Annotated in this window: 9 protein-coding genes; 7 read left to right on the forward strand and 2 right to left on the reverse strand. The window is 47.1% G+C overall.

All coding sequences use genetic code 11. The features are described 5' to 3' along the window. Positions 1-251 precede the first annotated feature (251 nt). The 4 genes from IFU39_RS27415 (at position 252) to dnaI (ending at position 8,742) form a co-directional block, all read left to right on the forward strand. Positions 252-1,571 (forward strand): glycoside hydrolase family 125 protein, encoded by a 1,320-nt coding sequence (locus IFU39_RS27415; RefSeq protein WP_074096344.1) that lies wholly within the window; start codon positions 252-254, stop codon positions 1,569-1,571. Next, a complete protein-coding gene (locus tag IFU39_RS27420) occupies positions 1,568-4,747 on the forward strand; it encodes a beta-galactosidase (RefSeq protein ID WP_192135919.1) in 3,180 nt (1,059 codons plus the stop codon). The genes IFU39_RS27415 and IFU39_RS27420 overlap by 4 nt, the downstream gene beginning before the upstream one ends. Continuing rightward, entirely contained in the window at positions 4,744-7,527 is a 2,784-nt protein-coding gene (locus IFU39_RS27425; RefSeq protein ID WP_192135921.1) for an alpha-mannosidase, read from the forward strand. The genes IFU39_RS27420 and IFU39_RS27425 overlap by 4 nt, the downstream gene beginning before the upstream one ends. Positions 7,528-7,791: 264 nt before the next feature. Next, positions 7,792-8,742, forward strand: a complete 951-nt coding sequence (gene dnaI / locus IFU39_RS27430; protein ID WP_076319793.1) for a primosomal protein DnaI — start codon at positions 7,792-7,794, stop codon at positions 8,740-8,742. Between the two features lie 181 nt (positions 8,743-8,923). On the opposite strand, the gene IFU39_RS27435 is transcribed toward dnaI, so the two are convergent. After that, positions 8,924-9,079 carry a hypothetical protein gene (locus IFU39_RS27435; RefSeq protein WP_017692450.1) on the reverse strand — a complete coding sequence of 52 codons (156 nt, stop codon included), beginning with the start codon at positions 9,077-9,079 and terminating at the stop codon, positions 8,924-8,926. Between the two features lie 263 nt (positions 9,080-9,342). Here IFU39_RS27435 and trxA point away from each other — a divergent pair, with 263 nt between their 5' ends. Both trxA and uvrC read left to right on the forward strand, forming a co-directional pair. Then, on the forward strand, positions 9,343-9,660 hold the full coding sequence (trxA, locus tag IFU39_RS27440; RefSeq protein WP_017692451.1) for a thioredoxin: 318 nt from the start codon (positions 9,343-9,345) through the stop codon (positions 9,658-9,660). Positions 9,661-10,148: 488 nt separating this feature from the next. Then, positions 10,149-12,236: an excinuclease ABC subunit UvrC gene (gene uvrC, locus IFU39_RS27445; RefSeq protein WP_192135922.1), complete on the forward strand. Its 2,088-nt coding sequence runs from the start codon at positions 10,149-10,151 to the stop codon at positions 12,234-12,236. On the opposite strand, the gene IFU39_RS27450 is transcribed toward uvrC, so the two are convergent. Next, the gene (locus IFU39_RS27450) at positions 12,205-13,902 is read right to left on the reverse strand and encodes a CPBP family intramembrane glutamic endopeptidase (RefSeq protein ID WP_192135924.1); all 1,698 of its coding nucleotides are present in this window, start codon (positions 13,900-13,902) and stop codon (positions 12,205-12,207) included. The two genes, uvrC and IFU39_RS27450, sit on opposite strands and share 32 nt — an antisense overlap. Positions 13,903-14,423: 521 nt before the next feature. On the opposite strand from IFU39_RS27450, the gene IFU39_RS27455 reads away from it, so the two are divergent. After that, positions 14,424-15,743 (forward strand): TrkH family potassium uptake protein, encoded by a 1,320-nt coding sequence (locus IFU39_RS27455; protein WP_197997941.1) that lies wholly within the window; start codon positions 14,424-14,426, stop codon positions 15,741-15,743. The last annotated feature ends 31 nt before the right edge of the window (positions 15,744-15,774 follow it).

Consider the following 15,774-nt stretch of genomic DNA (forward strand, 5'->3'; position numbering starts at 1 on the left):
TTTGAAATATTTTTGAGCTATACATGTTCAACTAAAAATTTACACGATAAACGGAGAGGACAGAAAGAATTCGAAGAAGCGAAGCGTTCGCCTTTATCCCCAGATTTCACCCTTTAAAAAAGGGAATCAAAAAAATCTGGGGATAACAGCGATCGGAGGATATTTCTGACCGCGCAGTGGTCCCGTGTAAATTTTTTGTTTCATCCTGTACAGCTACACCATTCAATTTGTTTAAGGAGTTGCACTCATCCATGGAACAGTTCAGATTACCCAAAATACCTATGCCACCTGTTGCTTTGCCACAATCCATTCAGGCCGTGCTCGAAGAAGCAGAACAGAAACTGGCTCACCGACCAAAACTGCTTCAATTATTCAAAAACTGCTTCCCCAACACTATTGAAACAACAACGAAGTTGATGGAGGACGGTACGACTTTTGTTATCACAGGAGATATTCCGGCTTCCTGGTTGCGTGATTCCGTGGAGCAGGTTGTACATTACATTCCGTTTGCAAAAGAAGATGAGGACCTGCAACGCATTATTGGCGGGCTGATCAAACGTCATATCCAATATGTTCACATCGATCCATATGCCAATGCCTTCAATGAGACTGCTAACGACTGGCATTGGAATACCACGGACGAGACCGAGATGTCACCTTGGGTGTGGGAACGCAAATTTGAGATTGACTCATTATGTTTTGTTGTACGTTTGGCGTATTTATATTGGAAGGAAACCGAACTGACTGACATTTTCGATTCAAGCTTCAAAGCAGCGATGCGTAAAATCGTGGACCTGTTCAAAGTCGAACAGCATCACATGGAACAATCTCCATATCGCTTCACTCGCAATAACGGTATCCCAACAGATTCCCTGCGCAATCACGGAAAGGGTATGCCAGTCAACTACACGGGTATGATCTGGTCCGGTTTCCGTTCCAGTGATGATGCGTGTGATTTCCACTACAATATCCCTGGCAACATGTTCGCGGTGGTAGCTCTGCGCCAAATGCAGGAGTTTGCCGAGTGGGTGTTCCGGGATATGGAACTTTTGCAGGAATTGAAGGATCTGGAGCAGGACGTAGATCACGGCATTCAGTTGTACGGTATTTATCGTCATCCGGAATTTGGACCGATCTATGCGTACGAGACGGACGGTTATGGCAACCACTGTCTTATGGACGATGCGGGTACACCGGGACTCATGTCCATTCCATATCTGGGTTACGTCACAGCGGATGATCCGATCTACCAAAATACCCGCCGCTTCGCTCTGAGCAAAGAGAACCCGTTCTATTATGAGGGCAAGGTTGCCAAAGGAATCGGTAGCCCGCACACACCACCAGATTACATCTGGCATATGGGATTGTCCATGCAAGGTCTGACTGCGCAGTCTGCCGAGGAGAAACTGGAGATTATTCGCATGCTCGAAGCGACAGATGCGGATACAGGTTATATGCATGAAGGCTTCCACGCTGATGATCCAACGATTTTTACACGAAAATGGTTTGCATGGTCCAACAGCCTGTTCTCCCAGTTGGTCTATAAATCCATGAAGGATGGCCTGTTATGAGTATCCAACCTAATGATAAAAAGCTGATTATCTTCGCTGATCCTGCGTTTCCAATGGAAGGTGCTTTTCCAACCGAGCAGGCTCTGAATACATGGAAAGCAGTCAAAGAGATCACCGTTGTAAACGCTGATGAACTTGCAGAGGCGTTGAAAGCGACGGCTGGTGAAGGATGTTTCGTCAATCTGCACGCCCCGTATTTCCCAAAATCGGCTTGGATGGAGATTGCAGCTTATCTGCATCAGGGCGGAAGCCTGATCAGTGTGGGGGGCGCACCATTTAAACACCCGGTTCGATATGAGAATGGGGCATGGGTCGTAGAATCCGAGCAGACCGCGTATCACCAGGAACTCTATATTCATGAAGCGTTGAACGTATCTTCTGCCAATGTGCAATCGTACACGTCATCCGAACAGATCCCGCTTCTCACTGGGAAAGAAGGACTGTTTGAGAAGGCAGATACATGGAATCTGGTTCCACATACAACCAAAACAAGTGATCTGCCCCACCAGATGGGTTCATCTGGTCCCATGAGTACGCAGATTTATCCATTACTCCGTGGCATGAGCAAGGATGGACGTAGCATCGCCGCTCCGGTCGTTCTGTGGGAAAACTCCCGCGGGACTTTCGTTGGTTCACGATGGATATTTGTGCATCTGCCGCTGACCACCTCATTCTGGACGCAGGATGGCGCTGACGAGATGGTGAAGTGGGCGCAATTCTGTGCGCAAGGTGTAACTGAGTTATCCCTGAAAACCAATTATGCTTCTTATGAGCCAGATGAACGGGCTGTACTCACACTTCAAGGCCAGATTTTACAGCGTGCAGGCAATAGACTTACCGAGTCCGAGCTGTGGACGTTTGACATAACGGTCGAGCATGAGGATCGCATAAGTGGAACGACGGAGAAGGTATGGAGCCATCAACTGGAGATGGAACTTTCCGGTGATCAGCGTTTCGAACGTATACTTCTCCCGGTTTCCATTGAAAGTGGGCTGTATAGGATCGTATGCCACGCGCAGACACCTGACGGGGAAGTTCGGACCTTGCGTCAGGGCTTCTGGGGACAAGATGCAGCATTGCTGGCAGAAGGGGAAGTGATTACCCGCAGCAGGGACTACTTTGTAAAAGACGGACGTCCTCTACCCGTTGTAGGCATGACCTACATGACCTCCGATGTGGCACGGAAATTTTTATTTCTGCCCAATGCGGATGTCTGGGATCGAGACATGGCTCAGATGGCAAAAGCCGGCATTAACTGGATTCGGACGGGAATCTGGACCGCCTATCGCAACATGATGCAGGTGGACGGACATATGGCAGAGGATGTGCTTCGTGCCATTGATGCATTTATTTTAACGGCGAAACGGCATGGCTTACAGGTCACGTTTACCTTCTTCTCCTTTACACCGGAGACATGGGAAGGCACGAATCCGTATTTGGACCCGCAGAGTGTGGAGGCTCAGAAACGTTTCATCCGCAGCATCGTCAGTCGTCACACGCATACAACCCATGTGGACTGGGATCTGATTAATGAGCCATCCATGTTTGATCCGGTGCGCATCTTCTCAGCTGGTCCACGCTCGGCGAGGGATTCATATGAACAGCAAGCCTTTGTCGAGTGGCTTCAGCAGCGGCATCAGACGATAGAAACGTTGCAGGAGGCATGGAACATGTCACCGAAGCAGCTTCCCGACTTTGCAGCCGCGGTCATCCCTGAGCCGGAAGAGATTAATTTTGATGTACAGGATATGCACAAGGCCAAAAAAGGAACACGCTGGCTCGATTACTGTCTCTTCTCTATGGAGATGCACAATGTTTGGGCAAGAGAGCTTGTAGGTACGATCAAGGATCTGGTACCGAATCATCTGGTCACTGTGGGACAGGACGAAGCCCTTGGTGCACAGCGTCCTTCACCTTTCTTCTATGAGCGTGAAGTGGACTATACAACGGTGCATTCCTGGTGGTTAAACGATGATCTGATCTGGGACGGTATTTTCGCCAAAACGCCACATAAACCAAATCTCATTCAGGAGACAGGCATCATGTATGTGGAAACCCCGGATGGGCGAGCCAAACGTACGGAAGAAGAGCTTCGTGGCATTCTCGAACGAAAGTACGCCTATGCTTTCTCGACAGGCGGCGCAGGCGCCGTGCAATGGATCTGGAACACCAACTTTTATATGGATAATGCCAATGAGTCCCATATCGGAGCCCTTCGTGCAGATGGTACGGAGAAACCAGAGGCGGATGTGTCTTATGATTTTGGCCGATTCATGCATGGCATTCGTGATCTCTTTGAAGACCGTGAGCTGGAAGATATTGCAGTGGTGTTCCCTTATTCCAATGACTTTTCCAACCGTGCCCTCGCCTATGATGCCACAACAAAGCTAACTCGTGTGATGTCCTATGATCTGAAATTGCCATTCCGTGCGTTATCCGAATATCATTTGGAAGCGTTGGAGCAGCAACCACCGAAACTGATTATCCTACCGAGTCCGCACAATATGGACAGCGATGCACTGCATCAATTGCTCACGTTTGCGGAGAAGGAAGGCACGAGCCTGCTCATTACAGGGCCGCTGGGACTGGATGCGTACTGGAAGGCAACTGACCGGGCAGATCATATCGTCGGCAAACGCAGTCTGGGTAACGTGCAGCGGGAAGAGCTGCTGAATATTAATGGCGTGAATCACCGGGTGACCTATGGACGGCGTCGGATCGCCGAGGTGGCAAAGGAGACTTTGCTTCATGGGGATAATGGTACAGCAGATGAAGTACACGTTCTGCCTTTGGGCAAAGGGAAATTAATCTGGACTCCACTGCCGATCGAGTTAAACGGACGGGATGAGCCACTTGCTGAATTGTATCGTTATGCAACCGAGATTTCGGGCATCGAACAGGAGTTGAAATGGATATCTGGCGGAGATATCGCAGGGATCTACGGCCGGAAGCTGAGTTTTCCAAAAGGGAATCTGTATGTATTTGTATCGGAGTTTGCCTTGAACCATGAAGTTCATGTGAGAGATCAACGTACAGGTGTATCGTACTCGTTCCAATTGGAGAAAAATCGTTCGGTGCTGTTTGCGACAGATGTTTCCGGAAAGCTGACTGCGGTGTATCGCCCTGATGAGGTTGAGATTGTACAACAAGATGAAAGAGGTGGGATCACACGATGACTAAGAAGAAGAGAGCACATATTATTTCGCATACCCACTGGGATCGGGAATGGTACTTGCCGTATGAGAAGCATCATATGCGGCTCATTCAGCTCGTGGATTCACTATTGGATCAGCTTGATGAGGGATCGGACTATAAAAGCTTTTATTTGGATGGACAAACGATTATCATCGAAGATTATCTTCAGGTTCGACCGGAGCAGAAGGAACGACTGGAGAAACATATTCGCAATGGGCGAATTGTGATTGGACCATGGTACATTTTGCAGGATGCGTTTCTGACGAGTGGAGAAGCCAATGTGCGCAACATGCAGGTTGGACATAAGGATGCCAAACGTTACGGTACACCTTCGAAAATTGGTTACTTTCCCGATACATTCGGATTGGTCGGGCAGACTCCGCAGCTGATGCAGCAATCGGGCATTGATAATGTGTTCTTTGGACGTGGTGTGAAGCCTACGGGATTTAATAATACGGTTTCGGATGCCGGATATGAATCAAGCTTCTCGGAGCTGATGTGGGAAGGACCAGACGGATCGAAAGTGCTCGGCGTATTGTTTGCTAACTGGTACTCCAACGGGAATGAGGTTCCGGTAGACGAGGCTTCGGCTCGCAAGTTCTGGGAAACCAAGCTTGCAGACGCTGAGAAATATGCATCGACCAATGAGTTGTTGTACATGAACGGATGTGATCACCAACCGATTCAACGAGACCTGCCAGAAGCCATCCGTATGGCTGAGCAATTATATCCCGATATCGAGTTTGTTCACTCGAACTTCCCGGACTATCTGACCGCCCTGAGAGTATCGGCTGAACATGAGCTGTCCACGGTCAAAGGAGAGCTGCGCAGCCAGCGTACCGATGGCTGGGGAACTCTGGTGAACACGGCCTCGGCTCGTGTGTATCTGAAACAGATGAACCAACTGGGCCAGACCATGCTGGAAAAAGTGGCCGAACCACTGGCATCCTCTGCCTATCTGCTTGGTCATGTTTATCCACATGATCAACTGACGTATGCATGGAAAACGCTGATGCAAAATCACCCGCATGACAGCATCTGTGGATGCAGTGTGGATGAGGTACACCGTGAGATGGTGACACGGTTTGATAAGAGCCGTCATGTAGCAGAAGCATTAATTGAGGACAGCACCAACCAGATTGCCACAGCCGTGGATACCTCCATCTTTGCACGCTATGGCGAGCATGCCCGGCCTGTTGTGGTGTTTAATACAACAGGGTGGGAACGAAGCGGTGTGGTTCAGATGGAACTGGATGCGGCTCGGTTGTATTTCCGGGAAGGATACACGCTGGAAGAGATGGCGGCGCAGATGAACGCCGTTGATCTGTCAGGTCGTATCCTTGTAGATGAAGAAGGTACGCAGATTCCATGTACGGTGGAAGATCTGGGTCTGCAATTTGGCTATGATCTGCCGGATGACCGCTTCCGTCAGCCGTATAGCTGTCGGCGCGTTCGTATTCGTTTTGAAACAGAGAATGTAGCTGCATTTGGCCTGAAAACCTATGCATTGGTCAACTTTGCGGATGATGCCAAGAGTGGTACTCCGTCGAAAACGACTACGCTGTTGCGTGGTGAACGTGGCATGGAAAATCAACATATGATTGTCACGATTGCAGACAACGGTTCATTCACAATTACAGACAAACGAACAGGCCGGACTTATAAGGACCTTGGCGTGTACGAAAATGTGGGTGATATCGGTAATGAATACATGTTCAAGCAACCAGAGAATGAAGTTGCATTGACAACACAAGTACTTCAGGCCGAAATTCGGGTCCTTGAGGATACATCATACTTGGCCTCGTTCGAGGTGATTCATCATTGGGAAATACCGGAGTCAGCGGATGAGATGCTGGATCAGGAACAGCGGGAACTGATTTATTATCCACATCGTAAAGCCCAGCGTTCAACTAAAATTATTCCACTTCAGATCCGTACGGTTATATCACTTAGTCGTAGTGGAAAAGGAGTACAATTGGAGACAACCTTCAACAATCAGGCGAAGGATCATCGGGTACGTGCTCTTTTCCCGACGGATCTTGTATCTGCTGTTCATCATGTGGATTCCATGTTCGAAATTGCAACACGTGATAACAAGCCTGCACCAGAGTGGCAAAATCCAAGCAATACACAACATCAACAGAATTTTGTGGATGTGAGTGAAAAGGACGCCGGATTGGTCGTTGCCAATCTGGGTCTGAATGAATATGAAGTCCTTCAGGATGGGCGCAATACTATTGCGGTTACGCTCCTTCGTGCTGTGGGTGAACTTGGAGACTGGGGTTTGTTCCCGACACCTGAAGCACAATGTCTTGGTGAACATACGTTTAAAATCGAGATCATTCCGCATGATGGCAATGGTGCAGCGTCAGGCGCATATATTGAGGCGTATCAGTTCCAGGTCCCTTGGACGCTGGCACAGACTGAAGTACACCCGGGTTATCTGACACCTAGCAACACACCGTTTGCATGGCAAGGAGACGGTTTAGCATTTTCTTCGCTCAAGGTAAATGAGGATTCCGGTGATGTGATGCTCCGCTGGTTCAATATGACCACTGACTCTGCCACGTTGAAGCTTGCAACATCACAAGTGATTCCACAGCCATTCGAAACGGCATACAAAAGCAACATCCTGGAGGAAGAGGGCGAAATGCTTCATTCCCACAACATAGAAGAGGCGTCGACATTATCATTTGCCAGCAAGGAATGGAACATACAGACAGGTTCATGCGAGATCGTTACTGTCGGCTTGCGCCGCTGATAAAAGTTGTTTAAAGAGTCGAAAAACAGACTTTTGAACACACACTAAAAGGTACAGGACTGCAAGTGTGCTCTAAACTAGGCATTACGTACGGTGGTGGAAAGGTTACGCTATTTACCAGATGTATCTGTTGAGTTATTGGTTGTTTTTCTATAGAATGAACAGTAGAATTGCAAATGATCGAAAGTTCCTATGCCATCAAGATGGTCAGGGGTACACTTCAATTGTTTATTCTATATTGAAACATTAAGGGGGCTTGAAGCCATGGAATCCTTGGGAGGACTGCTTCAGCAGCTGAACCCTGCCTTTCGTGAGCAATCGCGGCGGATTGCGGCGGAATTGATGGAAAATCCGTACGTACGCGAATTCCGCGCAGGTCATCCTGAACTGCAAGATGCACAGCTCATGACCGATCTGAGCAAGCTGTTTCAGTACGCCAAAGACTCTAAGAACTGTGCGAATTGTCCGGGACTCGACAACTGTCCTAACGATTTTCAGGGCCACTTTTGCAAACTGGAAGTAGAACATTTTAACGGTAAACCCGAAATCATAGATATAAAAGCGCCTTGTTCCAAACATATCGCCCGGCAAAATGAACATATCATTAAGCAACGTATTCGCAGTTTCTATGTGGACGAGCGTGCACTCAGTGCCGGATACAACGACGTTGAGATTATGGGCAAGGATCGGATGCGTGCTCCGGCAGTGAATCAGGTGCTTCGTTATATTAGGGAGACCAAGGAGAATGGATTATCTCCGCAAGGACTGTTTCTGGAAGGAACATTCGGGACAGGCAAGACGTTTCTGATGTGTTATCTGCTGCATGAACTGGCGGTTGCAGGCCATACGGGTGTCATCATCTATATGCCTGACTTTGTGGAGGATCTGAAATCCATGATCAGTGAAGGGCAGAAGCTGAAGGAAATGACGGATATTTTGAAAAGTTGTGATCTGCTCATCTTTGATGATATCGGGGCAGAGAATCTGAACCCTTGGGTTCGAGATCATGTGATGGGGTCCATTCTGAACTATCGGATGAATCGCAAACCAACGTTCTATACGTCCAATTACAATCTGGATGGGCTGGAGAAACATCTTAGTTTCACCAATCGGGACGGCGAGGAAATGAATAAAGGGCAGCGTCTCATGGACCGGATTCGTCCATTTGTGGATGTCATCTCCGTTCGGGGTGAGAATCAGCGCGGCAAACGTTGAACCGATCTAATTGAACGAAATGGTTCTGGACAAGGTTAATCTTCAAATTAATCTGTGAAGTTTACCATTTAGAAGCTGAGCTGATTGCAATCAAAAGCTAAAGTAGTCCCAAAAAAAGCCTGGCTTTCGCATTGTCGCGAAAACCGGGCTTTTCTGGTCCTGCGTGAGACCTGTGAGTGTCCTATTCGGTGAGGAATTTGAAGATAACCATACCGAAAAAGATCACTGTCATCAGGCCGGCCATGCCGGCAACACCCGCGATCAGATCAAATAGATCGTTGCGGGGTTCCTCGTTCACATGTTCACGCGGGTCGCTGATCCGCACATTTGCATCCATGTTATTGCCTCCTTATGGGGAAACAGCTTGCCCGTATGGGGGCTGAAACCCGGAGTAATTTTAGTATACTTGGAAAAGAAAGCGTTTGTAAAGATTTTGAAGTTGGTATGCCACATCCTGTAATTGTGAAGATTTGATGTTGGGAAGATGAACATTGCAGCGTTCAATTCACAAGTTTGACGTACCTGTGTTATACTGGAAGTGTCGTTCACGACGTTACAGGTTAAAATAAAACCGTAAGTATATATAAGGAGGACAATTTCATGGCTATTGTTAACGTATCCGATCAATCCTTCAACGCTGAAGTAGAAGGCGAAGGAACGGTTCTTGTTGATTTCTGGGCGCCTTGGTGTGGTCCTTGTAAAATGCTCGCTCCAATCCTGGAAGAGCTGTCCACAGAAGTTGGCGATGCAGTGAAAATTGCTAAAGTTAACGTGGATGAAAATCCGGAATCTGCTTCCCGCTTTGGCGTAATGAGCATTCCAACTTTGATCTTCTTCAAAGACGGTCAACCGGTTGATAAAGTGGTTGGTCTGAACTCGAAAGATGCGCTCAAAGGAATTATCGCAAAACACCAATAATTTACAGGCTTACACATACGCCTCCGGTTTATATGCCGGGGGCGTTTTGCGTCGAATACCTTTATATAGGACAATATAAAGTATACTATTTATATAAAATGAAACTGGAAATTTACATGATAACGGAGAAGACAGAAATGAGCTTTAAAAGCATAGCCGTTGCAATTTTTATCCGAGTTTCACCTTTAATATGTTTTGGACTAATTACTCACACAATAGCGGAGAGAACAGAAAAAACCTGAAAAAGCGAAGCGTTCGCCTTTATCACCGGATTTTCCCTTTTAAAAAGGGAATCAAAAAAATCTGGGGATAACAGCGATTGGAAGGTTGTTCTGTTATCGTAGTGTTCGTGTGAATTATCTTTAGTTTAACTGATATAAAGGTATTAAAATTCTTGTATTACGGCGATCAAAAGATCATTTTGTCATCGGAGTAACTCATGTAACGTGAGGATGTCAGCTTTTTCGGGAAGGAGGATTCACCGAATTATGGACCAATTCATGAATGATTTGCAGGATCAGGAGAAGGCATTGGAGCAGATTCGTCACAAGCTCGCTTTGCTGCCAGATATGTCTGGATGTTACCTGATGAAGAATAGTGAAGGCACGATTATCTATGTAGGTAAGGCTAAAGTTCTGAAGAACCGCGTACGCTCTTATTTTATCGGTAGTCATAACGGAAAGACTCAGCGACTGGTCTCCGAAATCCGTGATTTTGAATATATCGTGACGGGCAGTAACATGGAAGCACTTATTCTGGAGTGTAACCTGATCAAGAAACATATGCCGCGGTACAACGTGTTGCTTAAGGATGACAAGACATTCCCGTATCTTAAAATTACAAATGAAAAGCACCCCCGGTTGGAAGTAACCAGGCGTGTGCTGAAAGATAAAGCCAAATATTTCGGACCTTATCCGAACTCATATGCGGCACATCAAACGAAAAAATTGCTCGACCGCATGTATCCTCTGCGCAAATGTGGTGTAATGCCCAAAGAAGTGTGCCTGTACTATCACATGGGACAGTGTCTTGCCCCTTGTGTGAAGGAAGTGGAGAAGGAGCAGTACGACCAGATTTCCCAGGAGATTGGTTCATTTCTGAGCGGTGGTCACGAAGAGATCAAGAAGGATTTGCAGCGTAAGATGCAAGAGGCTGCGGAGGATCTTTATTTTGAACGTGCCAAGGAACTGCGCGACCAAGTAATAGCCATTGATGCGATGATGGAAAAACAGAAAATTACGATGGCCGATGCCAGAGACCGTGATGTATTTGGTTTTGCCATTGATAAAGGCTGGATGTGTGTCCAGATTCTATATATGCGTCAGGGTAAAATGATCGAACGCCATGTCTCCACCTTCCCGTTTTACGGTGAGGCGTACAGTGATTTCATGTCCTATGTAACACAGTATTACAGTGATAATCCGGCATTGCCACAAGAAATTTTGTTGCCGGAAATGCCCAAGGATCTTGCAACGGATAACGACAGTTTGGATACGTTATCTGATGCTGATGGATCGGTGCCTGCCGCAGTTACGATAGAGTTCGAACAGACGCAACAAGTGGAGCAAAGTACCGCTAACCAGCCACTGGTTGCTGAGACCCGGGCACCTTATGGAAGTGCCGCTGAGTCAGAAGTTGAACAGCCTGATAGTATGCAAGAGGATGCTCCAATAATGGATACAACTACTTCAACTGAAAAGCTCCCATCAGGACTGGAAGACCCCACTCAGGTTGCTGCTGCTTTACAGGAGTGGTTGGAGATCAAAGTGCTCATCCCGCAACGTGGATTGAAACGCCAGATGATCACCATGGCTGTAGATAACGCACGTGTAGCACTGGAAGAGAAGTTCCGCCTAATTGAGCGAAATGAAGAACGGACATCCAAAGCTGCTGAAGGGCTAGGCCGATATATTGGACTGGATCAGCTTCACCGTATTGAAGCGTTTGATAACTCGAACATCCAGGGTACGAACCCGGTATCTGCCATGATTGTATTTACCGATGGTAAACCGGATAAGAAGGAATATCGGAAATACAAGGTCCGTTCGGTTGAAGGACCGGATGATTATGAAACCATGAGAGAAGTTATCCGTCGCCGTTACGAGCGGGTATTAAAAGAAAACCTGACCCAGCCTGACCTGATTGTGGTCGATGGTGGTAAAGGACAGATCTCGGCTGCGGTTGATATTTTGGAAAATGAGCTGGGGCTGTTTATTCCGGTATGTGGACTGGTGAAGGATGCGAAGCATAAAACTTCGCAGTTGATGATCGGTAATCCACCGGAAGTCATCTCCCTGCCACGGGATAGTCAGGAATTCTACCTGTTGCAGCGGATACAGGAAGAGGTCCACCGTTTTGCGATCTCGTTCCACCGGGAACAGCGTGGCAAATCGATGGTGACATCACGTTTGGATGCCATTCCGGGTATTGGAGAAAAGCGGCGTAAGTTGCTGTTGAAACATTTTGGCTCTTTGCGCAAAATAAAAGAGGCCAGCGTTGAAGACTTCCGGCCTCTATCTATTGGTGACAAACTGGCAAATCAGATTATTGCAGCACTTCGGGATGAGGAGTCGTAACATACGGCTTCTCTTTTTGTTTTGGATTGAATTTGTAGATCACATATCCAACGATGGCTGGGAGTACAATCCAGAAGAGTCCGGCAGCCATATTCAGGGCATCTCCCATAAAGACCAAGCTGAGTCCCATCAGCAAGCTGTCGAAGATCACATGGGCGAATACAACGGCAATGAAGCCGTGACGCAGCATGATCAGACTGAACAGCAATCCAATCACTAACAGCTCAATGGGACGGGTGATTACTGGATAGATCGGATACAATGTGTGTCCAAGTGCCCAAATGATGGTTGGAATCAGACAGGCAATAAACGTGTTACGCACAATCTTTTGCATCATACGAATGCCGAACAGTCGATAGACGGCTTCTTCACCAATACCGGCCATCCAGGCCATGATCGGGAAGAGCCAGGCATAGGTCATATTAAAAGTAGATTGATCTGCTGACGTTGTTGACCATGTGCCGATGCTTCGCTCCAGAATGAAGAACAGGATGGATTGCACACCCAGTAGAATGAATGCCCACAGGTAACCAGCAACCATGCTGTGAAGTACATATTTCCCATATCCCGGTTCTTTGGCACGAGGCCATGGGTTCAGACCTATTTTACGCCACATGCCGTCACCGGCAACAAGGGATAGATAGATGGTTGCACTCATGACCAGTGTAATACCTATCTGAAATAACATCAGGAACGCTAACATGAAGTTGGAGAATCCCTGTGCCTGAAGCAGAGGAATCATGTTCAGCGTGCCAATTACCGAAGCTGCGAAATACACCAGCGAGAGAATGATCCCGCGTTTGAAAGACGTATGTGTTCGGGTCAGAATGCTATAGATAATGGCCAGCACGCCCAGAACAAGGGTCAGGAACGCATAGCCGCCATAGGTCATCCAGTTGGCTTGTCGCGTCTGAGCTTTCACATAATCGGTATGGGATTCAGGGACCGAGAAGCCAGGATCGAACGATCGTACCGCACCCTCTTCAAACGTAAAATTCAGTTCAAGCTTGGAGTCTCCAATGGTTTTTTCAGAATCTGTATACTTCAGTCCCGCTTCACCATCGCGAGTCTCCAGTTGAAGTGCTGGCACTTCATAACCGAATTCGGTCAGAACGCCAGCCGCAAGCTGTTGTTTCTCGTCCAAAGATATATTGCCTTCAGCAAGTACTTGCGATGTGGTCACTTTCCCGGTGCTTTGTTCCGCCTCAATGGCGGTGTAGAGGGAAGAAGGCAGTTCCCGTTTGAAGCCGACCACTTTTCCTGTTTTCATATGTACGTCAACATGAAGATAACCGCCTTTGTCCTGATCAGGCAAACGAACGCGGAATACATCGTAAGGATAGCTTGTTTCCCATTTCTGGTTATAGGTATCAAGTTGTTTGGTTTTGGCCATATACCCGTAGATATCCGAATGTGTCTGGTAGGTTACCAGGGTTTTTTCATCATCATTTGGCAGTGTATAGTCATTCACAGAAGCTGCGAATGATCGTGCGGATTGCGTCGCCTGCTCCTTGGTTATGAAGGACGTAGACGAAATTTCTGTTGTTTGCGATGAGGTGGCAGGAAAGATCTGAAATACAAAAAATAGAATCAGGCCAATCGCCGCAAGCAACCCCAGCCGCTTGAAGTTAGCCTTAAGTTGCAAAGGCTGCCCTAAGGGATTCATGTAATGTTGTTCCTCCTTATTTAATAGAGGTTGTTCAAAAAGTCTCTGGCTTCATCCCATCTTCTTGGTACTGAAAACCGCCCTTTTTGAACACGCACTAATATGGATATTAAAGTTAACATAGCACAGGCCAAGCACCGAATGCCAATGATGTAACGAAAACTGGTGTAAATCCTTGAAAATGAATGAAAAGGACCGAAAGAATCTGATCCATCCGTCGCCATATCTGAGTTTTTCCCTTTTTGGCTGAATACGATGCTATTTACACAAAAAACGTTTTGTCTACAAACGTCGCAACGCTTATAATTTTGAAGCAAATGTGCAACGATTCGCATGTCTTTCGCACAACAAGGGAACGAATAGAATATATTCCAACTTCATTATATATGTCGTTTTAATCTGATTCATACATGTTTAACGTTTGGCAATAGCATTACAAATGAAGAAGGCTCCACGGGTGTGGAGTTATTTTCATTGTAGAAGAGGTGGAAGATACTCAAGTGAAACTGAATGTTCAATGGATGCGATTATCGCCGCCCCGTATTCTTGTGTTAGGGTTTGCTGGCATCATATTGGTAGGCACATTGCTGTTAATGCTTCCGGCATCCAGCCGTAACGGTGACAGTCTTGCATTTATTGATGCGCTCTTTACAGCAACTTCGGCTGTTTGTGTCACTGGTTTGGTAGTGGTCGATACAGGGACTCACTTCTCGGTGCTGGGTCAGGTTGTGATCGCGTTTCTGATTCAGATTGGCGGACTGGGCTTCATGACAATGTCCACGTTGGTTGCCATTGCGTTCAAACGGCGGATCTCGCTCAGAGAAAGGTTGATTCTACAGGAAGCGATGAACCAGAGCACGATGGAGGGCATCGTCCGGCTCATTCGTAAAGTTGTGATCTACTCACTCATTATCGAAGGCATATGTGGCACACTGTTTGCCATCCGCTGGTCATTCGACATGCCAGTCGGACAGGCGATCTATTATGGCTATTGGCATGCGATCTCCATGTTCAACAATGCGGGCTTTGATATGTTTGGGGATTTCCGCAGTCTGACCGGTTATGTGTATGACCCGTTGGTTAATTTTACAGCGATGTTCCTGATTGTCTCTGGTGGTATCGGTTTTGTAGTGCTGTCAGACCTGGTGGATTACCGCAAAACGCGGAAGCTGTCTCTGCACTCCAAAGTTGTACTGTTAATGACTGGATTGTTGATTGTGTTTGGTGCACTTGTCATTTTCGTATTTGAATTTAGCAATCCACGGACACTGGGTGGCCTGAACTGGGGTGGCAAAATTCTCGGTTCATTCTTCCAGTCCGTTACGCCGCGAACAGCAGGAGCCAATACCGTAGATATTGCCGGACTCAGACAGGCAACACAGTTCTTTATGATCATTCTGATGTTCATTGGTGCTTCGCCGGGTTCTACCGGAGGCGGGATCAAAACAACGACATTTATGATTATGGCTGGCGCGGTCATCGCCATGATGCGTGGACGTGAAGATATCGTGTTTTTCCGCTATCGGCTCGTACAGGAACGGATTTTTAAGGCGCTTACCATTACATTGTTGGCGCTTTTATTCATCATAGCTGTAACGATGGCACTGAGTACCACAGAAGACGCCAGTTTTATGATGATCTTATTTGAAACAACATCGGCTTTTGGTACTGTCGGATTATCGCTGGGACTGACGCTGAAGTTGACTACATTGGGCAAACTCCTGATCTGTTTTACGATGTTTGCAGGAAGGCTTGGACCGATCACATTAGCGTATGCACTTGGGCAGAAAAAGGGTAAAGAGTTATACAGGTATCCGGAAGGCAAAATGATTATTGGATAAATCTATTTTTAGTGATTGAAAATGATTTGGA

Origin of the sequence: Paenibacillus sp. CFBP 13594 (assembly GCF_014842675.1) — a bacterium.
GTDB lineage: Bacteria > Bacillota > Bacilli > Paenibacillales > Paenibacillaceae > Paenibacillus > Paenibacillus amylolyticus_B.

Excerpts from the sequence above, each read along its gene's own strand:
- IFU39_RS27415 (WP_074096344.1), top strand. The coding sequence starts at position 252 with ATGGAACAGTTCAGATTACCCAAAATACCTATGCCACCTGTTGCTTTG.
- IFU39_RS27420 (WP_192135919.1), top strand. The coding sequence starts at position 1,568 with ATGAGTATCCAACCTAATGATAAAAAGCTGATTATCTTCGCTGATCCT.
- IFU39_RS27425 (WP_192135921.1), top strand. The coding sequence starts at position 4,744 with ATGACTAAGAAGAAGAGAGCACATATTATTTCGCATACCCACTGGGAT.
- dnaI (WP_076319793.1), top strand. The coding sequence starts at position 7,792 with ATGGAATCCTTGGGAGGACTGCTTCAGCAGCTGAACCCTGCCTTTCGT.
- IFU39_RS27435 (WP_017692450.1), bottom strand. The coding sequence starts at position 9,079 with ATGGATGCAAATGTGCGGATCAGCGACCCGCGTGAACATGTGAACGAG.
- trxA (WP_017692451.1), top strand. The coding sequence starts at position 9,343 with ATGGCTATTGTTAACGTATCCGATCAATCCTTCAACGCTGAAGTAGAA.
- uvrC (WP_192135922.1), top strand. The coding sequence starts at position 10,149 with ATGGACCAATTCATGAATGATTTGCAGGATCAGGAGAAGGCATTGGAG.
- IFU39_RS27450 (WP_192135924.1), bottom strand. The coding sequence starts at position 13,902 with ATGAATCCCTTAGGGCAGCCTTTGCAACTTAAGGCTAACTTCAAGCGG.
- IFU39_RS27455 (WP_197997941.1), top strand. The coding sequence starts at position 14,424 with ATGCGATTATCGCCGCCCCGTATTCTTGTGTTAGGGTTTGCTGGCATC.